Annotated in this window: 15 protein-coding genes; 9 read left to right on the forward strand and 6 right to left on the reverse strand. The window is 71.0% G+C overall.

The genetic code is table 11. The features are described 5' to 3' along the window. Positions 1–55: 55 nt before the first annotated feature. Positions 56–487 (reverse strand): VOC family protein, encoded by a 432-nt coding sequence (locus OG574_RS32255; RefSeq protein ID WP_326778703.1) that lies wholly within the window; start codon positions 485–487, stop codon positions 56–58. Between the two features lie 312 nt (positions 488–799). Between OG574_RS32255 and OG574_RS32260 the strand changes: the two genes are divergently transcribed. Beyond that, a complete protein-coding gene (locus OG574_RS32260; RefSeq protein ID WP_326776077.1) occupies positions 800–3,793 on the forward strand; it encodes a bifunctional [glutamine synthetase] adenylyltransferase/[glutamine synthetase]-adenylyl-L-tyrosine phosphorylase in 2,994 nt (997 codons plus the stop codon). 10 nt (positions 3,794–3,803) lie between these two features. On the opposite strand, the gene OG574_RS32265 is transcribed toward OG574_RS32260, so the two are convergent. After that, complete coding sequence (locus tag OG574_RS32265) at positions 3,804–4,412, reverse strand: TetR/AcrR family transcriptional regulator (protein ID WP_100592082.1); 609 nt, start codon at positions 4,410–4,412, stop codon at positions 3,804–3,806. Between the two features lie 147 nt (positions 4,413–4,559). On the opposite strand from OG574_RS32265, the gene OG574_RS32270 reads away from it, so the two are divergent. Together OG574_RS32270 and OG574_RS32275 are read left to right on the forward strand one after the other, a co-directional pair. Then, positions 4,560–6,029, forward strand: coding sequence for an APC family permease (locus OG574_RS32270; protein ID WP_326776078.1), 1,470 nt, complete (start codon positions 4,560–4,562; stop codon positions 6,027–6,029). A 55-nt stretch (positions 6,030–6,084) separates the two neighbouring features. Then, entirely contained in the window at positions 6,085–7,662 is a 1,578-nt protein-coding gene (locus tag OG574_RS32275; protein ID WP_326776079.1) for an amidohydrolase, read from the forward strand. On the opposite strand, the gene OG574_RS32280 is transcribed toward OG574_RS32275, so the two are convergent. Together OG574_RS32280 and OG574_RS32285 are read right to left on the reverse strand one after the other, a co-directional pair. Then, positions 7,643–8,506 (reverse strand): phosphatase PAP2 family protein, encoded by an 864-nt coding sequence (locus OG574_RS32280; RefSeq protein ID WP_326776080.1) that lies wholly within the window; start codon positions 8,504–8,506, stop codon positions 7,643–7,645. The genes OG574_RS32275 and OG574_RS32280 overlap by 20 nt on opposite strands. A 93-nt stretch (positions 8,507–8,599) precedes the next feature. Further along, positions 8,600–9,637 carry a LacI family DNA-binding transcriptional regulator gene (locus OG574_RS32285; protein WP_326776081.1) on the reverse strand — a complete coding sequence of 346 codons (1,038 nt, stop codon included), beginning with the start codon at positions 9,635–9,637 and terminating at the stop codon, positions 8,600–8,602. A 436-nt stretch (positions 9,638–10,073) separates the two neighbouring features. Here OG574_RS32285 and OG574_RS32290 point away from each other — a divergent pair, with 436 nt between their 5' ends. The 6 genes from OG574_RS32290 to pulA all read left to right on the forward strand — a co-directional run bounded on the left by OG574_RS32290 (position 10,074) and on the right by pulA (position 22,103). Beyond that, positions 10,074–11,348 carry an extracellular solute-binding protein gene (locus OG574_RS32290; RefSeq protein ID WP_326776082.1) on the forward strand — a complete coding sequence of 425 codons (1,275 nt, stop codon included), beginning with the start codon at positions 10,074–10,076 and terminating at the stop codon, positions 11,346–11,348. Between the two features lie 105 nt (positions 11,349–11,453). Continuing rightward, positions 11,454–12,452 (forward strand): carbohydrate ABC transporter permease, encoded by a 999-nt coding sequence (locus OG574_RS32295; protein ID WP_326776083.1) that lies wholly within the window; start codon positions 11,454–11,456, stop codon positions 12,450–12,452. Between the two features lie 19 nt (positions 12,453–12,471). Further along, complete coding sequence (locus OG574_RS32300) at positions 12,472–13,383, forward strand: sugar ABC transporter permease (RefSeq protein ID WP_100592089.1); 912 nt, start codon at positions 12,472–12,474, stop codon at positions 13,381–13,383. A gap of 52 nt (positions 13,384–13,435) precedes the next feature. Next, positions 13,436–15,139 (forward strand): glycoside hydrolase family 13 protein, encoded by a 1,704-nt coding sequence (locus OG574_RS32305; protein ID WP_326776084.1) that lies wholly within the window; start codon positions 13,436–13,438, stop codon positions 15,137–15,139. A 111-nt stretch (positions 15,140–15,250) separates the two neighbouring features. Next, entirely contained in the window at positions 15,251–16,633 is a 1,383-nt protein-coding gene (locus OG574_RS32310; RefSeq protein ID WP_326776085.1) for an alpha-amylase, read from the forward strand. A gap of 145 nt (positions 16,634–16,778) precedes the next feature. Next, a complete protein-coding gene (gene pulA, locus OG574_RS32315; protein WP_326776086.1) occupies positions 16,779–22,103 on the forward strand; it encodes a pullulanase-type alpha-1,6-glucosidase in 5,325 nt (1,774 codons plus the stop codon). 67 nt (positions 22,104–22,170) lie between these two features. Here the strand turns inward: pulA and OG574_RS32320 are convergent, their stop codons facing one another. Both OG574_RS32320 and OG574_RS32325 read right to left on the reverse strand, forming a co-directional pair. Next, positions 22,171–22,689 (reverse strand): GNAT family N-acetyltransferase, encoded by a 519-nt coding sequence (locus OG574_RS32320; RefSeq protein WP_326776087.1) that lies wholly within the window; start codon positions 22,687–22,689, stop codon positions 22,171–22,173. Positions 22,690–22,693: 4 nt separating this feature from the next. Then, on the reverse strand, positions 22,694–23,404 hold the full coding sequence (locus OG574_RS32325) for a TetR/AcrR family transcriptional regulator (protein ID WP_326776088.1): 711 nt from the start codon (positions 23,402–23,404) through the stop codon (positions 22,694–22,696). Positions 23,405–23,451 lie beyond the last annotated feature (47 nt).

Consider the following 23,451-nt stretch of genomic DNA (forward strand, 5'->3'; position numbering starts at 1 on the left):
CATGCACACGCCAAGATGCCCCCGTCCCACGCATATGTGAAGGGCGGGTGAACCCTCAGCGCTCCGAGAGCGGAGCCGGCGCCTCTTGCACGATCCATCCGTTGCCGTCCGGGTCGGTGAAGAACATGAACGAGTTCCACACCTCGCCGGGCCCGTCCTCCCAGCCGGTGACATCCGCGTGCTGCACCCGACTCACGTCCACGCCCCGCTCGACCAGTTCGGCGCGCGCCGAGGCGATGTCCGTCACGCACATCTGCAGGCCCGTGAGGGACCCCGGAGCCATCGGCCGCTGTCCCGGAGGGCCCGGCAGGCCCTGCGTCAGGGTGATCGAACAGCGCGAGCCCGGTGGCGTCAGCTGCACGATGCGGATGCCCTCCGTGACCACCTGGTCCACGTCGACCTTGAAGCCGAGTTGCTTCGCGTAGAAGTCCTTCGCCCGGTCGACGTCCGTGACGGGCACGACGATCACTTCGAGGGTCCAGTCCATGGGTGCTCCCTTTCCGGCTGAGTTCTGCGACTGCGCAACGGTGTGGCATGGGGGGCGCCCGTCCGGCCGTACCGTCGAGGTCCGGAACAGCTCGGCCGCGGCGACCTTCTCCCCGGCCTCGGCCCAGGGGAGCGTCGTGGCCGACGCGTCGCTGTACCGGCTGTCCGCCTCGGCCAGGGGCTCCGCGTCCGTCATGATCCGCCTCTCGCTCTCCCGATGCTCCCGTCAAAGGGCAGACCGCGCACGCGGGCGGAACTCACCGGCGAAGCCTTAGGCTCTGGACCAGTGCGTGATCGAACAGGAGGCCGTGCGATGTCGGTGCCGCAAGGGCGCAGGAGCAGTACGTTCACGCGGCTGCTGCGGCACGGTTTCACGGATCCCTCCGCCGCCGAGCGGCTCCTGGACGTGCCGGGCCTGTCGGCCGTGCGCTCCGACCCGATGCTTCTCGACGCCCTCGGCGCCACCGCCGACCCCGATCTGGCCCTCCTCGGTCTGGTCCGGCTCGTCGAGGCGCAGGCCGGTGACCCCGAGCGCCGGGAGCTCCTCGACACGCTCATCACGGCCAAGCCGTTGCGCGACCGGCTCCTCGGTGTCCTCGGCGCGTCCGAGGCGCTCGCCGACCATCTGGCCCGGCATCCGCTGGACTGGCAGGCCCTCGTCACCTACGAGCCGTCCGACCTGCACCCCGGCGTGGAGGAGTTCCAGCGGGGTCTCGCGGACGCTGTCGACCCGAACGGCCTGCGGGTCGGCTACCGGCGCTGCCTCCTGTCGATCGCCGCCCGTGACGTGTGCGGGACGACCGACATCGTGCAGACCGCCGCCGAACTCGCCGACCTGGCCACGGCCACCCTGCGCGCGGCCCTCGCCATGGCGGAGGCGGACGCGCCCGGGGACGCCGCGCTGTGCCGGCTCGCCGTCATCGCGATGGGCAAGTGCGGCGGACACGAACTCAACTACGTGTCCGACGTGGACGTCATCTTCGTCGGCGAGGCCGTGGAGGGCGCCGACGAGGGCAAGGCGATCCAGGCCGCCACCCGGCTCGCCTCGCACATGATGCGGATCTGCTCCGACACGACCGTCGAGGGCACGATCTGGCCCGTCGACGCCAACCTGCGCCCCGAGGGACGCAACGGCCCCCTCGTGCGGACCCTCTCCTCGCATCTCGCCTACTACCAGCGGTGGGCCAAGACCTGGGAGTTCCAGGCGCTGCTCAAGGCGCGGCCCGTCGCCGGCGACCTCGAACTCGGCGACGCGTACATCAGGACGCTCTCGCCCCTCGTCTGGCAGGCCGCCGAGCGCGAGAACTTCGTGCCCGACGTGCAGAAGATGCGCAAGCGCGTCGTCGAGAACATCCCCGCCGGCGAGGTCGACCGGGAGCTGAAGCTGGGGCCCGGCGGGCTCAGGGACGTCGAATTCGCCGTACAGCTGCTGCAGTTGGTGCACGGCAGGGCCGACCTCTCGCTGCGCAGCGGCACCACCCTGGACGCGCTGGCCGCTCTCGCCGACGGCGGGTACGTGGGACGGGTCGACGCCGTCCAGCTCGACGACGCCTACCGTTTCCTGCGCACCCTCGAACACCGCATCCAGCTCTACAAGCTGAGGCGTACGCACCTCGTCCCCGAGGGCGACGCGGACCTGCGGCGCATCGGTCGGTCGATGGGCATGCGGACCGAGCCGATCACCGAACTCCACCGTGCCTGGCGCCGCCACACCTCGGTCGTGCGCCGTCTGCACGAGAAGCTCTTCTACCGGCCGCTGCTCGACGCCGTGGCCCAACTCGCCTCCGGCGAGTCCAGGCTGAGCACCGAGGCGGCGCGCGAACGGCTCGTGGCCCTCGGCTACCACGACCCGACCGCCGCGCTGCGCCATCTGGAGGCGCTGGCCTCCGGCGTGACCCGCAAGGCGGCGATCCAGCGGACGCTGCTCCCGGTGCTCCTCGGCTGGTTCGCCGACTCCGCCGACCCGGACGCCGGACTGCTCAACTTCCGCAAGGTGTCCGACGCGCTCGGCAAGACGCCCTGGTACCTGCGGCTGCTGCGGGACGAGGGCGCGGCGGCGGAGAACCTCGCCCGGGTGCTCTCGGCCGGCCGGCTCGCCCCCGATCTGCTGATGCGCGCACCGGAGGCCGTCGCCCTGCTCGGCGACCAGCGGGGCCTCGAACCGCGCGGGCACGCCCAGTTGGAGCAGGAGGTGCTCGCCGCGGTCGGCCGCGCGGACGGCGCCGAGCAGGCCGTCGCCGCGGCCCGTGGCGTACGGCGGCGCGAGCTGTTCCGTACGTCGGCCGCCGACATCATCGCCTCGTACGGCACCGAGGACACGCCCGCCGAGGCCGACCAGGGCGCGCTCGTGGACCGCGTCGGCGGGGCGGTCTCCGACATCACGGCCGCGACCCTCGCCGGGACGCTGCGGGCCGTCGTGCGCGAGGGGTGGGGCGACGAGTTGCCCACCCGGTTCGCCGTCATCGCCATGGGGCGGTTCGGCGGGCACGAGGTCGGCTACGGGTCGGACGCCGACGTGCTGTTCGTGCACGAGCCGCGCGAGGGCGTCGGCGACCAGGAGGCGGCGAAGGCCGCGAACCGCGTCGTGTCCGAGATGCGGCGGCTGCTCGCCCTGCCGAGCGCGGATCCGCCGCTCCTCATCGACGCGGACCTGCGTCCCGAGGGCAAGTCGGGGCCGCTCGTGCGCACCCTCAAGTCCTATGACGCGTACTACCGCCGCTGGTCCCTGGTGTGGGAGTCACAGGCGCTCCTGCGGGCCGAACCGGTCGCGGGCGACCTGGACCTCGGGCGGCGCTTCATCGATCTCATCGACCCGCTGCGGTTCCCCGCGGAGGGCCTCGGAGAGGACGCCGTGCGCGAGATCCGGCGGCTCAAGGCGCGCATGGAGTCCGAGCGGCTGCCGCGCGGCGCCGATCCGACGCTGCACACGAAGCTGGGCCGCGGCGGGCTCTCCGACGTCGAGTGGACCGTCCAGCTCCTCCAGCTCCAGCACGGGTGGGCCGAGCCGGGGCTGCGCACGACCCGTACGCGGCAGGCGCTCGCCGCGGCATGCGCGGCGGAGCTGATCCCGGGCGAGGAGGCCGCGATCCTCGACGAGGCGTGGATCCTCGCGTCCCGCGTGCGCGGCGCGGTCATGCTGGTCCGTGGCCGCCCGGGCGACACGTTCCCGTCCGACGGGCGTGAACTGGCGGCGGTGGGGCGGTACTTGGGCTACGACCCCGGCCACGTCGGCGACATGCTGGAGGACTACCGCCGCCTGACGCGCCGGGCGCGCGCGGTGATGGAGGAGCGCTTCTACGGGGCGTAGGCCCGGAGAGTCACCCGGCCATCGCGGACACGTGGGCGAGGAACCCGGTCAGGGCCAGTTCGAACGCCGCGTCGGCGCGGCCCGCGCCCATCGCGGCCAGGGCCGCCGCCAGGCGCGGCGTCGCCGTCTCGTCGGCCAGTTCCCACATCGCCTCCGGGGCCGCCATGTCCAGGGCGGAGCCCAGTACGACGTTCTCCAGGCCGATGATCACCGGCATCACGTCCGGCAGGGCGAACCCGGCGTCGAGCAGGAGCCCGGCCGCGAGCTCGTACTGGTCGAGGACCCGCTGGGCCCGCACGGGTGACGTGGTGAGCAGCGGGATCGCCTTGGGGTGGGCGGCGAAGGCGGCCCGGTAGGAGCGGGCCCAGTCCGCGAGGGCCTCGGCCCACGGCCGCTCGCCGCCGGTGAGCGTCGCGGGGTCGATCGCGACGGCGACCCGCTCGCGCAGCAGCTCCACGATCCCGTCCCGGCCGTCCACATGGTGATACACGGATCCCGTCTGGACCCCGAGCCGCTTGGCGATCCGCGGGACGCTGAAGTCGCCCTGCTCGTCGACGAGTTCGAGCGCGGTCGTGGTGATCCGCTCCCTGTCCAGCAGCGGCTTGCTCGGCCGTCCCATCGTGCGCTCCCCGAATCTGAGGTCTTCCCGAATGCCCAAAGGGAGGCTACATTGCCGAAACCGAAAGCCTTTAGGTTTCGCTTCCCGGCCACCGGGGCGACGCCTCCGGGACCCCCGTCCCCCGCCGCCAGAAGGGCTTCCTTCCCCATGCCCGTAACCTCACCGCAGACGCAGAACAGCGCGACCGCCACCGCCGCGGAACCCACCCTGCGCGCCGGCACCCTCGGCACCGCCGACATCGCCTTCTTCGTCGTCTCCGCCGCCGCCCCGCTCACCGTCATGGCAGGCGTCGCCCCGTTCGCCATCGCGCTCGGCGGCATCGGCGCCCCCGTCGGCTACCTCCTCGCCGGCCTGACGCTCGCCGTCTTCGCCGTCGGCTTCACCACGATGAGCCGCCACGTCCGCAGCGCGGGCGCCTTCTACGCGTACATCACGCGCGGCCTCGGCCGCTCCGTCGGCATCGGCGCCGCCCTGCTGGCCATGGTCGGCTACAACGGCATGGAGATCGGCGTCTACGGCCTGCTGGGCACCGCCACGCAGGACACCCTGCATGCCCTCTTCGGCATCGACATCCCCTGGCTGCCCGTGTCCCTCGCGGGGCTCGTGCTCATCTGGTACGGCGGCTTCCGGTCCATCGACTTCGGAGCCAGGCTCCTCGGCGTCCTGCTCTGCGCCGAGACCGGCATCCTCGTCCTGCTCGCGGGCGGCGTGCTCCTCAAGGGCGGCGCGCACGGCCTGTCCGCCGCGTCCTTCGCGCCGGGCAACGTGCTCGTCCCCGGCACCGCCGCCGTACTCGCCTTCGCCTTTGCCGCGTTCACCGGCTTCGAGTCGACCGTCATCTACCGCCGCGAGGCCCGCGACCCCGGCCGCACGGTGCGCCGCGCCACCTACATCGCGGTCGCCTTCCTCGGCCTGTTCTACGCGTTCATCGTCTGGACCGTCATCCAGGCCTTCGGCGACGCCCACGTCGTCGAGGCGGCCGGCAGCGACCCGGCCGGCCTGTTCTTCTCCGCCATCACCACCTTCGTGGGCGGCTGGGCGGCCGACCTGATGCACATCCTCATCGTCACCAGCGTCCTCGCCTCGCTCCTCGCCTTCCACAACGCGATCAACCGCTACGGGCTCGCGCTCGCCGAGGAGGGCGTCCTGCCGAAGGCCTTCGGCACGGTCCACGCCAAGCACCGCTCCCCGTACGTCGCGGGCGTCGCGCAGACCGTGCTCGGCGCGGCCGTCGTCCTCGCCTTCTGGGCCGCGGGCGCCGACCCGTACGCGCAGCTGCTCCTGTGGGTGAACACCCCCGGCATGATCGGCCTGATGGCGCTCCAGCTGCTCGCCGCGATCGCCGTGCCGTTCTACTTCCGCCGCATCACCCACGAGGAGGGCGTGCTGCGCACGGTCGTCGCGCCGATCGCGGCGACGGTGCTCCTCAGCATCGCGATCGTGCTGGTCTGCACCCACCTCGACCTGTTCACGGGCGCGTCCTCCCTGGTCAACATGGTCCTCATGGCCGTGGCCCCCGCCGTCTTCGTCCTCGGCATCGGCCTCGCCCGCCGCCTGCGCCGCACCAAGCCGGACGTGTACGAGCGCTTCGCGGCGGAACCGTCCGCCGACGCGTAGTCCGCAGAGCCCGCCCCTACGGAACACAGCCCCACCCCGAACGGAGTTCACCCCCATGCCCGCAGCCGACCTCCTCCTCACCGGCGCCCGCGTCCGCACCCTCGACCCCGCGCACCCCGAGGCGACCGCCGTGGCCGTCCGCGACGGTCTCATCGCCGCCGTCGGCGCCACCGAGGACGTCGTACGCGACTGGAGCGGACCGGGCACGGAACGCGTCGACCTCACCGGCGCGACCCTCGTGCCCGGCCTGGTCGACGCGCACAGCCACCCGGTGTGGGGCCTGGAGATGGCGACCGGCACCGACCTGTCCGGCGTACGGAACCCGGACGAGCTGCGGGCGGCCCTGCGCTCGGCGCCCCGCGTCGACGGCTGGGTCGTCGCCTGGGGGCTCGACCACAACGCGTTCGGCGGCCGTCCCGTCGACCGCGCCCTGATCGAGGACGTACTCGACGGCGCGCCCGCCTTCGTCCGCCTCTACGACGGGCACTCCGCCCTGGCGAGCGGGGCCGCGCTCGCGGCGGCCGGGATCACCGGGCCGCGCGAGTTCGTCCAGCGCGCGGAGATCGTCTGCGACGCGGAAGGCCGCCCGACCGGGCACCTCGTCGAGCACGCCGCGATGGACCTGATGCTCGCCGTCATGCCGAGGCCCTCGTTCGCCGAGCGCCGCGCCGGGCTGCTCGCCCTGCTGTCCGACATGGCCGCCACGGGCCTGACCGGCGCCCACGTCATGGACCTCGGCCACGGCGACGTACCGCAGCTGCTGGCCTCGGTCGAGGAGGAGGCCGTGCTGCCGCTGCGGCTGCGGCTCGCGCCCTGGTGCATGCCGGGCGTCGACAAGGCCGGCCTGGACGAGCTGATCGCCGTCCAGCGCGAGGCCGGGCGGCACTGGCGGGTCGGCGGGGTCAAGTTCTTCATGGACGGCACCGTCGAGGGCGGCACCGCGTGGCTGGAGCACGCGGACTGTCACGGCCAGGGCACCGACGCGTTCTGGCCGGACCCGAAGGCGTACGCGGACGCGGTGCGGTACCTGCACGCGGCGGGCGTCGGCACCGCGACCCACGCGATCGGGGACGCGGCCGTGCGGCACGTCCTGGACACCGTCGAGTCCCTGGGCGGGAGCGGCCGGGGCGTGCACCGGATCGAGCACATCGAGACGGTCCCCGACGACACGATCCCGCGGTTCGCCGCGCTGGGCGTCGCCGCGTCGATGCAGCCGCCGCACACCGCGTACACCCGCGGTGACCACGGCGACGAGTGGTCGAAGCGGCTCGGTACGGACCGGGCCTCGCGCGCCTGGCGCATCAGGGACCTGCGGGACGCGGGCGCGGTTCTCGCACTGGGCTCGGACTGGCCGATCGCGCACTACGACGTGCGCCGGGTCCTGTCCATGGCCCGCGTCCCCGAGGGGGCCGCCGGGCCCGCGCAGGGGCTGACAGGGCTCATGGCGCTGGAGGGCTGCACGTCACACGCGGCGCTCGCCGCCGGTGAGGACGCGGGGCGTATCGCCCCCGGTCTGCGGGCCGACCTCACGGCGTTCGGCCTCGACCCGGTCGAGGCCCCGGCCGACGAGGTGGCGCAGGCGCCGGTCCGCCTGACGGCGGTCGGCGGTCACCTCACGTACCGGGGGGCGTGACCCCGGACGTGGCGGGCGCGGGCACGAGGCGCGGCATGGTGTGGGGGAGCGCCCCGTACCAGATCCGCGCCATCGTGAAACCGAACGCGAGGCACACCATGCCGCCCACCGCGTCCAGCCAGAAGTGGTTCGCGGTCGAGACGATGACGACCAGGGTCAGTGCCGGGTACAGGAGTCCGAGGATCCGCACCCACGGCGCCGAGGCCAGGGCGAAGATCGTCAGGCCGCACCACAGGGACCAGCCGATGTGCATGGACGGCATCGCCGCGTACTGGTTCGACATGTGTTTCAGGTCGCCGGACGCCATCGAGCCCCAGGTGTGGTGGACCGCGACCGTGTCGACGAAGTGGCCGCCGTTCATCAGGCGGGGCGGGGCGAGCGGGTACAGGTAGTAGCCGACCAGGGCGACCGCCGTCGTCGCGAAGAGCGCGAGCCGGGCCGCCGCGTAGCGGCCGGGATGATAGCGGAAGAGCCAGACGAGCACACCGAGCGTGACGATGAAGTGCAGTGTCGCGTAGTAGTAGTTCATGCCGACGATGAGCCATGTCACCGAATTCACGGCGTGGTTGACGTTCTCCTCGACGGCGATGGAGAGGTGGTGCTCCATCCGCCAGATCCAGTCGGCGTTGCTCAGAGCCTGCGAACGCTGCTCCGGAACGGCGTTGCGGATCAGGGAGTACGTCCAGTAGCTCACCGCGATCAGCAGGATCTCGAACCAGAGCCTGGGGCGACGCGGTGCGCGTATACGGCCGAGGAGTCCCCGCCCATCGCGGCGGTCATCCGCCATGGGTGATGTGGTGGGCCCCTGCCGGCCTTCCAGTGTCGTCACGGTCGATTCACCCATAGGGACAGAGTCTGCCAGATTCCGACCCCCCGCTCGATCATCCCCCGGGTGGGTCGTCCACGCATGCTCTACGCCCTGCGGAGGAGTGGCTACCTAGGGGCGCGGCACACGGTCCCCCGGGGCCGAAGCGGTTGAACCGCGGACCACCAGTTCGGGCATGAAGACGAATTCGCTGTGCGGCGCCGGCGTCCCGCCGATCTCCTCCAGGAGCGTGCGGACCGCGGCCTGGCCCATCGCCGGTACCGGCTTGCGCACCGTGGTCAGGGGCGGGTCCGTGAAGGCGATCAGCGGGGAGTCGTCGAAGCCGACCACCGAGACGTCGGACGGGACGTCGAGGCCTCGCTGCCGCGCCGCCCTTATGGCGCCGAGGGCCATCATGTCGCTGGCGCACACGACCGCCGTGCAGTCCCGGTCGATGAGCGCCGTGGCCGCCGCCTGCCCGCCCTCCAGCGTGTACAGCGAATGCTGCACCAGATCCCGCTCGATCTCCTCGGGGGACAGGGGCAGGAGGTCCTGCATCGTGCGTACGAAGCCCTCGATCTTCCGCTGGACCGGCACGAACCGCTTCGGGCCCAGGGCGAGCCCGATCCGCGTATGACCCAGCGAGACGAGGTGGGTGACGGCGAGCTTCATCGCGGCCCGGTCGTCCGGGGAGATGAAAGGTGCCTGCACTTTCGGCGAGAAGCCGTCCACCAGCACGAACGGCACGCCCTGCGCGCGCAGTTGCTCGTAGCGCTGCATGTCCGCCGAGGTGTCGGCGTGCAGCCCGGAGACGAAGATGATGCCGGAGACGCCCCGGTCGACGAGCATCTCCGTGAGCTCGTCCTCGGTGGAGCCGCCGGGGGTCTGTGTGGCGAGGACCGGCGTGTAGCCCTGGCGGGTCAGGGCCTGGCCGATGACCTGGGCGAGCGCCGGGAATATGGGGTTCTCCAGCTCCGGCGTGATCAGGCCGACCAGTCCCGCGGAGCGCTGGCGCAGCCGCACGGGCCGCTCGTAGCCGAGGACGTCGAGCGCGGCGAGCACGGACTGGCGGGTGGCCGCGGCCACCCCCGGCTTGCCGTTGAGCACCCGGCTGACCGTCGCCTCGCTGACCCCCGCCTGCGCTGCGATGTCGGCCAGTCGCGCGGTCACGGGATGGGACTGTACCGGTCGCGTGCCGGACTGCCCACCGTCAACCGGTTGCCGCGTGCGGGCAGTTGAACGGCCCGCTGCGGACTGCTGCGTCATGGCGCTCCCTCGTGTGACTGGCATGTGGCTCGCGTGGGGCCCATGGGGGTTCCGATGATCCCCGCGCCGGCCCGGTGTAGCAAGAGCTTGCAGATTCTTGCACAAGGCATCCATGGCCTGTCAGGCCCGGCAACGTGTCCGCACACACCGGAGTGCAGGTCACGGACCGATAACCGACTGGATCTCCTTGCAATATTTTTCTGCAAGGTCTTTCGCCGTGCTTGCAACGCTGTTACGTTCACGTCGCCCGGCGGCGGCAACGGTGCGGTCGGCGAGTCGGCAAGGGGTACGGACGGGACCGTCTCCCACCACTTCGGGCTTTCACCCTCTAGGAGATCTCATGCGGCGTGGCATAGCGGCCACCGCGCTGGTGGCGTCCCTCGCCCTCGCGGCGACGGCCTGCGGCGGAAGCGACAGCGGCAGTGACAAGGCCTCTGGGCCCGTCACCATCACGTGGTGGGACACGTCCAACGCCACCAACGAGGCGCCGACGTACAAGGCCCTGGTCAAGAAGTTCGAGAAGGCGAACTCCGGCATCAAGGTCAACTACGTCAACGTCCCCTTCGACCAGGCGCAGAACAAGTTCGACACCGCCGCGGGCTCCAAGGGTGCCCCCGACGTGCTGCGCGCCGAGGTCGGCTGGACGCCGGCCTTCGCGAAGAAGAGCTACCTCCTGCCGCTCGACGGCACCGAGGCCCTCGCCGAGAAGGACAAGTTCCAGCCGAGCCTGATCAAGCAGGCCCAGTTCGACGGCAAGACCTACGGCACGCCGCTGGTCACCGACACCCTGGCCCTCGTCTACAACAAGGACCTCTTCAAGAAGGCCGGCATCGACCTGCCGCCCGCCAACTGGGCCGACCTGAAGGCCGACGCGGCCAAGATCAAGTCGAAGACGGGCATCGACGGCTACTGGGGCTCCACGCAGGGCTACTACTCGATGCCGTTCCTGTACGGCGAGGGCAGCGACACCGTCGACGCCACCGCGAAGAAGATCACCATCGGTTCGCCCGAGGCCAAGAAGGGCCTCACCACCTGGCAGGGCCTCTTCGACGGCAAGGGCCTGCACAAGGCCGACGCCACCGCCGACGCGTACGCCCACATCCAGGACGCGTTCGTGAACGGCAAGGTCGCCGCGATCATCCAGGGCCCGTGGGAGATCACCAACTTCTACAAGGGCTCCGCGTTCAAGGACAAGGAGAACCTGGGCATCGCGACCGTCCCGGCCGGCTCCACCGGCAAGGCGGGCGCCCCCACCGGCGGCCACAACCTCTCGGTCTACGCCGGCTCGGACAAGGCCCACCAGGAGGCCTCGCTCAAGTTCGTGAAGTGGATGACCTCCGCGGCTACGCAGGAGCAGATCGCCCTCAAGAACTCGACGCTGCCCACGCGCCAGGACGCGTACACCACGAAGGTCGTCACCGACCCGGGCATCGCCGGTTTCCAGAAGGTCCTCACCACCGCCCAGCCGCGCCCCGAACTGCCCGAGTACAGCTCGCTGTGGGCCCCGCTCGACACCGAGTGGCCCAAGGTCGCCGGAGGCAAGGAGTCCCTGGACAAGGGCATCGGCAACGCGCAGAACGCGTACGTGAAGCTGGTCCCCGACTTCAGCAAGTGACCCCTCTTTGACGGCTGCCGCCGGTTCCGCCCGCGAGGGGGCGGGCGGAACCGGCGGCGCCGCGCCGCACGCACTGAGCAGCCGATCCCCAGAAGGTGCCGAACCATGACAGTCGCCGTCGACAGCACGGCCGCCAAGACGCGCGGCGGCCGCGCGCCGCGCCCCGGCCCGTTCGGGCGCCTGCGGCGCTCGTACCAGAAGCACTGGTACGCGTACGCGATGATCGCGCCGGTCGTCGTCGTGCTCGGGGTCCTCGTGATCTATCCCCTGGTACGCGGCTTCTACCTGACGCTCACCGACGCCGACAGCCTCAACTCGGCGCGCACGATCGGCGTCAACCACATCGACGCCACGTACCAGTTCATCGGGCTCGACAACTACGCCGACATCCTGTGGGGCCCGACCTCCTACGACCGCTTCTGGTCGCACTTCATCTGGACGATCGTGTGGACGGCGCTCTGCGTCGCCCTGCACTACGTCATCGGGCTCGGCCTCGCGATGCTGCTCAACCAGAAGATGCGCGGGCGCACCTTCTACCGGCTGCTGCTCATCCTGCCGTGGGCCGTACCGACGTTCGTCACCGTGTTCTCGTGGCGGATCATGCTGTCCGACTCCGGGATCATCAACTCCGTGCTCGGCTCGCTGCATCTGCCGCAGCCGCAGTGGCTGGAGGACACCTTCTTCCAGCGCTCGGCCGCCATCCTGGTCAACACCTGGTGCGGCGTGCCGTTCATGATGGTGTCGCTGCTCGGCGGCCTCCAGTCGATCGACCCGGTGCTCTACGAGGCCGCGGAGATGGACGGCGCGAGCCCCTGGCAGCGCTTCTGGAACGTCACACTGCCCGGCCTGCGGTCGGTCAGCTCCACCGTCGTACTGCTCGGCGTCATCTGGACGTTCAACCAGTTCAACGTCATCTTCCTGCTGTTCGGCAACACCGCGCCCGACGCCCAGATCCTCGTCACCTGGGCCTACTACCTGGGCTTCGGCCAGCAGCCGCGCGACTACGCCCAGTCCGCCGCGTACGGCGTGCTGCTCCTGTCGCTCCTCGCCGTCTTCACGTCCTTCTACTACCGCTGGCTGAACCGCAATGAGCAGCTCGCCTGACGCCGCAGGAGCCGCCCCCATGAGCACCACGACCGTCGACACCCCGGCAACCGGCGCGCAGCCGGTCACCGACACCGTCCGCCCGCGCCGCGTGCGCCGGCGCGGCGAGCGCAGCCGCCTCGCGACGTTCCTGTCGCACGGCGTGCTGAGCGTCGCGAGCCTGACAGCCCTGTTCCCGATCGCCTGGCTGGTCTATCTGTCGCTCGGCCCGGACAAGGACGACTACCTCCACCCCGGGCGCATCCTCGACAAGGCGACCTTCTCGAACTACTCGTTCGTCCTGGAGCACACCAACTTCTTCAAGTGGCTCCAGTCCACGCTGATCGTGTCCCTGGGCACGACGGTCGTCGGCGTCCTGTTCGCCGCCACCACCGGCTACGCCGTCTCGCGCATGCGCTTCCCCGGCCACCGCAAGCTGATGTGGGTCCTGCTGCTCACGCAGGCGTTCCCGATCGCCGTCCTGATCGTGCCGATGTACGAGATCCTCGGCGACCTCGGCCTGATCGACACGTACGGCGGCCTCATCCTCGTGTACTGCTCGACCGCGGTGCCGTACTGCGCGTGGCTCCTCAAGGGCTACTTCGACACCATCCCGTACGAGATCGACGAGGCCGGCCGCATCGACGGGCTCTCGCCGTTCGGCACCTTCGCCCGGCTGATCGTCCCGCTGGCCAAGCCGGGCCTCGCGGTCGCCGCGTTCTACAGCTTCATCACCGCGTTCGGCGAGGTCGCCTTCGCCTCCACGTTCATGCTCGACGACGAGAAGTACACCTTCGCCGTGGGCCTGCGCAGCTTCGTCAGCGAGCACGACGCGCAGTGGAACTACATGGCGGCGACTGCGGTGTTGATCGCCATTCCGGTGTCCGCGTTCTTCTACCTTGTCCAGAGGAACCTGGTCACCGGCCTCACGGCGGGCGGCACCAAGGGCTGAGCCCCGCCGCTCCGCCCGCCCGCACGCAAACCCCTGACGCAGCAAGGACACCATGAGTCAGCACACTGCCGACACGGCGCAGGCCGGCGCGGCCTCCGCCTCGACCTCCGTTCCCGCGCAGGCGTCCACCGGCTGGTGGCGCGACGCGGTGATCTACCAGGTCTATCCGCGCAGCTTCGCCGACAGCAACGCCGACGGCATGGGCGACCTCGAAGGCATCCGCGCCCGGCTCCCGCACCTCAGAGACCTCGGCGTGGACGCGGTGTGGCTCAGCCCGTTCTACGCGTCCCCGCAGGCGGACGCCGGCTACGACGTCGCCGACTACCGTGCCGTGGACCCCATGTTCGGCTCCCTCCTCGACGCGGACGCCGTGATCCGCGACGCGCACGGCCTTGACCTGCGCGTCATCGTCGACCTGGTACCCAACCACTCGTCCGATCAGCACGAGTGGTTCAAGCGGGCCCTCGCCGAAGGACCCGGATCGCCGCTGCGCGAGCGCTACCACTTCCGGGCGGGCAAGGGCGCGAGCGGTGAACTGCCGCCCAACGACTGGGAGTCCATCTTCGGCGGCCCCGCCTGGACCCGCGTCGCCGACGGCGAGTGGTACCTCCACCTCTTCGCGCCCGAGCAGCCCGACCTCAACTGGGAACACCCCGCCGTCGGCGACGAGTTCCGCTCCATCCTGCGGTTCTGGCTCGACATGGGCGTCGACGGCTTCCGCATCGACGTCGCGCACGGCCTCGTCAAGGCCGAGGGCCTGCCCGACCTCGGCGCGCACGAACAGCTGAAGCTGCTCGGCAACGACGTCATGCCGTTCTTCGACCAGGACGGCGTGCACGACGTCTACCGCGCCTGGCGCCTGATCCTCGACGAGTACGCGGGCGAGCGCATCTTCGTCGCCGAGGCGTGGACCCCGACCGTCGAGCGCACCGCGAACTACGTGCGCCCCGACGAGCTGCACCAGGCCTTCAATTTCCAGTACCTGTCCTCCTATTGGGACGCGACAGAGCTGCGCGACATCATCGACCGCTCCCTCGACTCGATGCGGCCCGTCGGCGCCCCCGCCACCTGGGTCCTGTCCAACCACGACGTCACCCGGCACACCACGCGCTACGCCAACCCGCCCGGCCTCGGTACCCAGCAGCGCGTCGCCGGTGACCCGGCGCTCGGGCTGCGCCGCGCCCGCGCCGCGACCCTGCTCATGCTGGCGCTGCCCGGCTCCGCGTACGTCTACCAGGGCGAGGAGCTCGGCCTGCCCGACGTCGTCGACCTGCCGGACGAGGTGCGCCAGGACCCCTCGTTCTTCCGCGCGGCCGGGCAGGACGGCTTCCGCGACGGATGCCGGGTGCCGATCCCGTGGACCGTCGACGGGCCCTCGTACGGCTTCGGGGCGGGCGGCTCATGGCTGCCGCAGCCTGCGGGCTGGGGCGCGCTGAGCGTGGAGGCGCAGACCGGGGTGCCCGGCTCGACCCTGGAGATGTACCGCTCGGCGCTGGCCGTGCGGCGCGCGCACCCGGCGCTCGGCGCGGGTGACTGTGTCGAGTGGCTGAAGGCGCCCGAGGGCGTGCTCGCCTTCCGGCGGGAGTCGGGCGACGGCGGCGAGGCGTTCGTGTGCGTCGCGAACACGACGGGCGCCGCGGTGCGCATGACCGTGTCGGGCCGGGTCCTGCTCACCAGCTCGGCCGACGATGACATCGAGAACGGTGACGGTCACACGCTGGTCCCCGCCGACACGACCGTGTGGTGGACGGTCTGACGTTCTGAACCGCTCTCCCCGGCCCCCGCGCGGCCGGGGAGAGCAACCCCCCACAGCCCCCTGCGAATTGGCAGGGACACCTCATCAGCACACCGACGTGCAGGAGGAAACATGGCTATCAGATCGCGGGCGGCCGCTCTCGCCCTCGCGGCCGGCACCCTCATAGGGGCCGCCGGATCCGCCGGGACGGCCCAGGCGGCCCCGCCCGGCGCCAAGGACGTCACCGCCGTCCTCTTCGAGTGGCGGTTCGACTCGGTGGCGAAGGAGTGCACCGCCCGGCTCGGCCCCGCGGGCTACGGATACGTCCAGGTCTCGCCGCCCCAGGAGCACATCCAGGGCTCCCAGTGGTGGACCTCGTACCAGCCCGTCAGTTACAAGATCGCGGGCAGGCTCGGGGACCGTACTGCCTTCAAGAGCATGGTCGACACCTGCCATGCGGCCGGCGTCAAGGTCGTCACGGACACCGTGATCAACCACATGGCGGCCGGATCGGGCACCGGCACCGGCGGCTCCGCGTACTCCAAGTACGACTACCCCGGCACCTACTCGGCCGCCGACATGGACAACTGCACCGCGCAGATCAGTAACTACCAGGACCGCTTCAACGTCCAGGAGTGCGAGCTCGTCGGCCTCGCCGACCTCGACACCGGCGAGGAGTACGTGCGCGGCCGCATCGCCGCGTACATGAACGACCTCCTCTCGCTCGGCGTCGACGGGTTCCGGATCGACGCCGCCAAGCACATCGCCGCCGCCGACCTCGCCAACATCAAGTCGCGGCTCAGCAACCCGAACGCCTACTGGAAGCAGGAGGCGATCTACGGCGCCGGTGAAGCCGTCTCGCCCAGTGAGTACACCGGCACCGGCGACGTCCAGGAGTTCCGGTACGCCCGCGACCTCAAGCGCGTCTTCCAGAACGAGAACCTCGCCTATCTGAAGAACTACGGCGAGGGCTGGGGCTATATGGCCTCCGGCCAGTCCGCCGTCTTCGTCGACAACCACGACACCGAGCGCGGCGGCGACACCCTCAACTACAAGGACGGCGCCGACTACACCCTGGCGAACGTCTTCATGCTGGCCTGGCCCTACGGATCGCCGGACATCAACTCCGGCTACGAATGGACCGACAAGGACGCCGGGCCGCCCAACGGCGGCACGGTGAACGCCTGTTGGCAGGACGGCTGGAAGTGCCAGCACGCCTGGCCCGAGATCCAGTCCATGGTCGCCTTCCGCAACGCCACCCGCGGCCAGTCCGTCACCGACTGGTGGGACAACGGCGCCGACGCCATCGCCTTCGGCCGCGGCAGCAAGGGCTACGTCGCGATCAACCACGAGTCCGCCGCGCTCACCCGCACCTACCAGACGTCGCTCGCCGCGGGCACGTACTGCGATGTGCAGAGCAACAAGGCGGTGAGCGTGAACAGTTCGGGCCAGTTCACGGCGACGCTCGGGTCGAACGCGGCTCTCGCCCTGTACGCCGGCAAGTCCGGCTGCTGACCCGGCTCCCGACCCCGCCCCTTTCCCCGTAACCCCCGTTCCGGCTGCCCGGCGCGTCCTCCCCGCTCGCGCCGGGCGGCCCTGTCCGCGCACCCCCGCGCTCCCCGTGTCCCTCCCGCCGCCTCCCTCCCGTCGAGGAGTTCCCGTGATACGCCCCGCCCTGCCGCGAAGAACAGCGGCCGTCCTCGCCGTCGCCCTGTGCGCGGCCCTGGCCCCGGCCCTGCCCCTGGCGGCGGCCGCCGAGAGGGCGCCCGCGCCCCCGTCCGACGCCCGGCTCGCCGCCGCGCCCGCGCGGCACGACCTCACCCGCGAGCAGTTCTACTTCGTCATGCCGGACCGCTTCGCGAACGGCGACACCTCCAACGACCGCGGCGGGCTCACCGGTTCACGCTCGGCCACCGGCTACGACCCCACGGACAAGGGCTTCTACCAGGGCGGCGACCTCAAGGGCCTGACCGAGCGGCTCGACTACATCAAGGGCCTCGGCACCACCTCCATCTGGCTCGCCCCGATCTTCAAGAACCGGCCCGTCCAGGGCGAGGGCAAGGACGCCTCCGCCGGGTACCACGGCTACTGGATCACCGACTTCACGCAGGTCGACCCGCACTTCGGCACCAACGCGGACCTCACGAAGCTGATCGCCCGCGCGCACGCCAAGGGCATGAAGGTCTTCTTCGACGTCATCACCAACCACACCGCCGACACCGTCGACTACGCCGAGAAGGAGTACGGCTACCGCCCCAAGGGCGCCTACCCCTATCTCGACACGCAGGGCCGCCCCTTCGACGACCGGGACGGCGTGCGCAAGGTCGACGCGGACTCGTTCCCGTACACCCCGAAGAACACCGGGCAGAAGGTGCCGGCCTGGCTCAACGACCCGGCGATGTACCACAACCGGGGCGACTCCACCTTCGCCGGGGAGAGCGCCGAGTACGGTGACTTCGGCGGGCTCGACGACCTGTGGACCGAGCGGCCCGAGGTCGTCTCCGGCATGGAGAAGATCTACGAGCGGTGGGTGCGGGACTTCGACATCGACGGGTTCCGCATCGACACCGTCAAACACGTCGACCTGGACTTCTGGACCCAGTGGGCCACCGCGCTCGACGCGTACGCGAAGAAGCACGGCAGGCCCGACTTCTTCATGTTCGGCGAGGTGTACTCCGCCGACACCGACGTCACGTCCCCGTACGTCACCCGCGGCCGCCTCGACGCGACCCTCGACTTCCCCTTCCAGGACGCGGCCCGCGCCTACGCCTCCCAGGGCGCCTCCGCCGACCGGCTCGCCAAGGTCTTCGCCGACGACTACAAGTACGCCTCCGGCAGGGCGAACGCGTACGAGCAGGTCACGTTCCTCGGCAACCACGACATGGGCCGCATCGGCTCCTTCCTCAAGGCCGACGACCCGAAGGCGTCCGACGCCGACCTCGTGCGCCGCGACCGGCTCGCCAACGCCGTGATGTTCCTGTCGCGCGGCAACCCCGTCGTCTACTACGGCGACGAGCAGGGCTTCACCGGCTCCGGCGGTGACAAGGACGCCCGGCAGACCATGTTCGCCTCCAAGGTCGACGACTACCTCGACGACGACGAACTGGGCACGAACCGCACCCATGCCGAGGACTCCTACGACACGAGCGCACCGCTCTACAAGGAGATCGCGGCTCTCGGAAAGCTCCGCAGGGACAACCCGGCCCTGGCCGACGGCGTCCAGACCGAGCGCTACGCCAAGGGCTCCGTGTACGCCTTCTCGCGCACGGACCCGAAGACCGGCACCGAGTACGTCGTCGCCCTGAACAATGCCGCCGAGGCCCAGGACGCCACCTTCGCGACCGGCTCGGCCGGCACCCGCTTCGACGGCGTCTACGGCGCCGACAAGCCCCTGACCAGCGGCTCCGGCAAGGACGTCACCGTCACCGTTCCCGCCGGTTCCGCCGTCGTCTACAAGGCCGCCAAGCCGCTGTCCGCCCCCGCCGCCAAGCCCTCGGTCACCCTCCACGCGCCCGCCGCCGGGGCCACCGGCACCGTGACCCTCCAGGCCGACACGGACGGCGGGCAGCTGGGCCGCGTGGTCTTCGCCGCCCAGACCGGCAACGGCGCCTGGCGCACCCTCGGCTCCGTCGACCACGCGCCGTACCGGATCACCCAGCACATCCCCGGCACGGTGGCCGCCGGAACACCCCTGCGGTACAAGGCAGTTGTGGTCGACCGCGCAGGACGCACCGCCAGTGACCTCGCCGCGTCGACGGCGGGGCAGGCACCCGCGCCCGCGAAGCCCAGTGCCGTCGACCGCGCCTACGCCGTCGTCCACTACAAGCGGACCGACGGCGACTACGACGGCTGGCAGCTGAAGTCGCCCGCCGGAACGGGGGACTTCACCGGCCGGGACGCCTACGGCGCCTTCGCCTGGGTGAAGCTCGACAAGGACGCCGGCTCCGGCAGCCTCACGTACACCGTCGAGAGGAGCGGCGCCGCCGACGGGCCGCAGCGCACCATCGACCTCGGCGCGACCGGTGAGGTCTGGGTCGAGCAGGGCAAGGACGGCCAGGCCACGACTGCCCCCGACGGCACCTACCCGCCGCAGGACAAGACCAAGGCGGTCCTGCACTACCAGCGTGCCGACGGCGACTACGACGGCTGGGGGCTGCACACCTGGACCGGCGCCAAGAACCCCACCGACTGGTCCAAGCCCCTCGAACCCGTGAAGAAGGACGCCTACGGCGTCACCTTCGAGGTGCCGCTCGCCGACGGCGCGACCTCGCTGAGCTACATCCTCCACAAGGGAGACGAGAAGGACCTGCCCACCGACCAGTCCCTCGACCTCGCCGCCGACGGCAACGAGGTGTGGCTGCTCGCCGGACAGCCCCGTCCGGTCCTGCCGCAGACCGGCGGAGCGCCCGACCTCGACCTCGCGAAGTCCGAGGCGCAGTGGATCGACCGCGACACGGTCGCCCTGCCCGCTGACGGTACGGCGGCCCTGTCCGCCCAGCTCGTGTACGACCGCGACGGCGGCATCACCGTCAAGGACGGAGTGCTCAGCGGCGAGGGGCAGTGGCTGCGGCTGAACAAGGCCGCCGGCGGGCTCACCGACGCCCAGCTCGCCCGCTTCCCCCAGCTGAAGAAGTACGACGCCTACACCGTCGACCCCCGCGACCGCGACCGGGTCGGCGACGCCCTCGAGAGCCAGCTGATCCTCACCCGGCGCATCGCCAACGGCGCGCTCGTCACGGCGACGGGCGTACAGACAGCGGGAGTGCTCGACGACCTGTACGCGCAGAAGGCCGGCAAGGCATCACTCGGACCCGTCTTCACCAAGAACAGTGTCACCCTGTCCGTCTGGGCGCCCACCGCCCAGTCCGTGGCCCTCGACCTCGACGGACACACTGTCGCCATGCGACGCGACGGCGCGACCGGCGTCTGGTCGGTGAAGGGCCCGCGCTCCTGGCAGGGCAAGCAGTACCGCTACGCCGTGAAGGTGTGGGCGCCCAGCGTCCAGAAGGTCGTCACGAACAAGGTCACCGACCCGTACTCCACCGCCCTCACCGCCGACTCGGAGCGCAGCCTCGTCGTCGACCTGGACGCGAGGAACCTCGCCCCGTCCGGCTGGTCGGCCCTGAAGAAGCCGAAGGCCGTGCCGCTGCGCGACGCGCAGATCCAGGAGCTCCACATCCGCGACTTCTCCGTCGAGGACCGCACCGCGAAGCACCCCGGCACCTACCTCGCCTTCACCGACAAGGACAGCAAGGGCAGCGAGCACCTGCGCGAACTGGCGAAGGCCGGCACCTCGTACGTGCATCTCCTGCCCGCGTTCGACATCGCCACGATCCCCGAGAGGAAGTCCGAACAGGCCACTCCGGACTGTGACTTGAACTCCTTCGGTGCCGCCTCGGATCGGCAGCAGGAGTGCGTCGGCAAGAGCGCCGCCAAGGACGCCTACAACTGGGGCTACGACCCGTACCACTACACCGTCCCCGAAGGCTCCTACGCCAGTGACCCGGACGGCACCGCACGCACCGTCGAGTTCCGCCAGATGGTCAGGTCCCTGAACGCGGACGGGCTGCGCGTCGTCATGGACGTCGTCTACAACCACACCGCCGCGAGCGGCCAGGCGAAGACGTCGGTGCTCGACCGCATCGTGCCCGGCTACTACCAGCGCCTGCTGGCCGACGGCTCCGTCGCCACCTCCACGTGCTGCGCGAACACCGCCCCGGAGAACGCGATGATGGGCAAGCTCGTCGTCGACTCGATCGTCACCTGGGCCAAGGAGTACAAGGTCGACGGCTTCCGCTTCGACCTGATGGGACACCATCCCAAGGCCAACATCCTCGCCGTCAGGAAGGCCCTCGACGCGCTCACCGTCGAGAAGGACGGCGTCGACGGCAAGAAGATCATCCTCTACGGGGAGGGCTGGAACTTCGGCGAGGTCGCCGACGACGCCCGCTTCGTACAGGCCACACAGAAGAACATGGCGGGCACCGGCATCGCCACCTTCTCCGACCGCGCTCGTGACGCCGTGCGCGGCGGCAGCCCCTTCGACGCCGACCCCGGCGTCCAGGGCTTCGCCTCCGGCCTCTACACCGACCCCAACTCCTCGAAGGCGAACGGCACCGAGGCCGAGCAGAAGGCCCGCCTCCTGCACTACCAGGACCTGATCAAGGTCGGCCTCACGGGGAACCTCGCCGCCTACACCTTCACCGGCAGCGACGGCCGCACGGTCAAGGGCGCGGACGTCGACTACAACGGCGCACCCGCCGGATACGCCGACGCGCCGGGCGACGCACTCGCCTACGCCGACGCCCACGACAACGAGTCCCTCTACGACGCGCTCACCTACAAACTGCCCGCCTCCACCTCCCCGGCGGACCGCTCGCGCATGCAGGTCCTCGCCCTCGCGACGGCCGCACTCTCCCAGGGCCCCGCGCTCTCCCAGGCGGGCACCGACCTGCTGCGGTCCAAGTCCCTCGACCGCAACTCCTTCGACAGCGGCGACTGGTTCAACGCCGTCCACTGGGACTGCCGCGACGGCAACGGCTTCGGGCGCGGACTGCCTCCGGCCGCCGACAACAAGGACAAGTGGTCTTACGCCACACCCCTGCTGACCTCGGTGCCCGCCGCGAAGTGCGCGGACATCGAAGGGACATCGGCGGCGTACCGGGACCTGCTGAAGATCCGCACCACGGAGCCGGCGTTCGGCCTGGCCACGGCCGGGCAGGTGCAGGAGAAGCTGTCCTTCCCGCTCTCCGGCAAGGACGAGACACCCGGGGTGATCACCATGCGCCTCGGCGACCTCGTCGTCGTCTTCAACGCCACGCCGCGCACGCAGGAGCAGCGCGTCGGCGCGGTGGCGGGCACCTCGTACCGGCTGCATCCGGTGCAGGCGGCGGGCGCCGACTCCGCGGTGAAGTCGGCCTCGTACGAAGCCGGTTCGGGAACGTTCACGGTTCCGGCGCGCACGGTGGCGGTGTTCACGCGCTGACCGGAAGGAAGGCCGGACGCCCGGCACGGCAGGGGTGTGACGAGCCCTGCCGTGCCGGGCGTCCGCGTCAGCCGACCCGCTTCTCCATGAGCGTCACCGCGTACTTGCTGCCGCCCGCACCCGACTTGAACGGCTGCTCGCCCACCACCGCGTAGCCCGCGCGCTCGTAGTAGGCCCGCAGCCGGGGGTTCGTCGACACACAGTCCAGGCGGCACAGGTCACGGCCCGCGGCGGCGACCCGCTCCTCGGCGTGCGCGAGCAGCGCGCGGCCCGTACCGGGCGGAGCGCCGCGCCGCACCATGAGGCGGTGCACATAGCCGGCCTCGGGCGGCCGGGCACCCCACGCGGGCTCGTCGTCCCACCACAGCTCGTACGCGCCGGCCCCTTCGGAGAGCGCGTCGGCGGCGAACCAGACCTCGCCCTCCTTGATCCGGAGGCGGAAGTGGTCCTCGGTCTTCTCGCCGGGCTGCCACTGGTCGATGCCCTGCTCCACCATCCAGCGCGCCGCCCCGTCGTACAGGGCGACGAGCGCGGCGAGGTCGTCGGGTCCGTCGGCTGCCCTGCGGAACGTGAGTGGCGGCGTCATGGAGTCAGGATCCCGAAGGGGCGGGAGCGGGCGCGAGCGCGACAAGCCGGGCGATGAGGTCGCCGAACGTCCCGTCGGCGGGCTCGTCCGCCAGGATGTGGCGCAGCAGCCCCGCCATCTCCTCGTCGTACGCGGCGCTCACCGCGGCGAGCGCCGCGAAGTCGTGCACGAGCTGCGCCTCCAGCTCACGGCGCGGGATGCACCGCCCGTCCAGCCAGATCAGCGCCGTGGACTCGGCGAGCGAGATCCACGAGCGCACCACCAGCTCGAGGCGGGGCGGCGGGTCGGTGACGCCGAGGTGCGCGAGGATCTGGACGTACGCGGCCTGCCGGACCGAGTCGATGAGCGCGTTCGTCGTCGACGAGCCGACGGCGGGGCCGCCCCGCATCAGCGCCGAGAAGCCGGGCCCGTGCTCGTCCACGAAGTCGAAGAACCGCCCCATGACCCGGACGAGCCGGGCTCCGAGCGGACCCTCCTGCGGCTCCACGAAGCGCTGCCCGAGATCGTCTGCCGCGCGCGTCAACGCCGCCTCGTACAGGCTGAGTTTGCCCGGGAAGTAGTGGTAGACCAGCGGCCGGGAAATGCCCGCGGCCGCGGCTATCTCGTCGATGGAGACGTCGTCGGGGGAGCGGTGGCTGAACAGTTCGAGTGCGACCCCGATCAACTGCTGCCGACGCTCCTCGACTCCCATCCTGCGGCGCACCCCGGTTGTCATACGAACACCCTACCGAGCAATTCCGGCCCCGTGCGGGGCCGGTCCGC

This window comes from Streptomyces sp. NBC_01445 (assembly GCF_035918235.1).
Classification (GTDB): Bacteria; Actinomycetota; Actinomycetes; order Streptomycetales; family Streptomycetaceae; genus Streptomyces.

What these genes read in the sequence shown, in the direction of transcription:
- OG574_RS32325 (WP_326776088.1), bottom strand. Translation starts at nt 23,404, where the DNA reads ATGACAACCGGGGTGCGCCGCAGGATGGGAGTCGAGGAGCGTCGGCAG.
- OG574_RS32295 (WP_326776083.1), top strand. Translation starts at nt 11,454, where the DNA reads ATGACAGTCGCCGTCGACAGCACGGCCGCCAAGACGCGCGGCGGCCGC.
- OG574_RS32265 (WP_100592082.1), bottom strand. Translation starts at nt 4,412, where the DNA reads ATGGGACGGCCGAGCAAGCCGCTGCTGGACAGGGAGCGGATCACCACG.
- OG574_RS32270 (WP_326776078.1), top strand. Translation starts at nt 4,560, where the DNA reads ATGCCCGTAACCTCACCGCAGACGCAGAACAGCGCGACCGCCACCGCC.
- OG574_RS32305 (WP_326776084.1), top strand. Translation starts at nt 13,436, where the DNA reads ATGAGTCAGCACACTGCCGACACGGCGCAGGCCGGCGCGGCCTCCGCC.
- OG574_RS32300 (WP_100592089.1), top strand. Translation starts at nt 12,472, where the DNA reads ATGAGCACCACGACCGTCGACACCCCGGCAACCGGCGCGCAGCCGGTC.
- OG574_RS32320 (WP_326776087.1), bottom strand. Translation starts at nt 22,689, where the DNA reads ATGACGCCGCCACTCACGTTCCGCAGGGCAGCCGACGGACCCGACGAC.
- OG574_RS32275 (WP_326776079.1), top strand. Translation starts at nt 6,085, where the DNA reads ATGCCCGCAGCCGACCTCCTCCTCACCGGCGCCCGCGTCCGCACCCTC.
- OG574_RS32310 (WP_326776085.1), top strand. Translation starts at nt 15,251, where the DNA reads ATGGCTATCAGATCGCGGGCGGCCGCTCTCGCCCTCGCGGCCGGCACC.
- OG574_RS32260 (WP_326776077.1), top strand. Translation starts at nt 800, where the DNA reads ATGTCGGTGCCGCAAGGGCGCAGGAGCAGTACGTTCACGCGGCTGCTG.
- OG574_RS32280 (WP_326776080.1), bottom strand. Translation starts at nt 8,506, where the DNA reads ATGGGTGAATCGACCGTGACGACACTGGAAGGCCGGCAGGGGCCCACC.
- OG574_RS32290 (WP_326776082.1), top strand. Translation starts at nt 10,074, where the DNA reads ATGCGGCGTGGCATAGCGGCCACCGCGCTGGTGGCGTCCCTCGCCCTC.
- OG574_RS32255 (WP_326778703.1), bottom strand. Translation starts at nt 487, where the DNA reads ATGGACTGGACCCTCGAAGTGATCGTCGTGCCCGTCACGGACGTCGAC.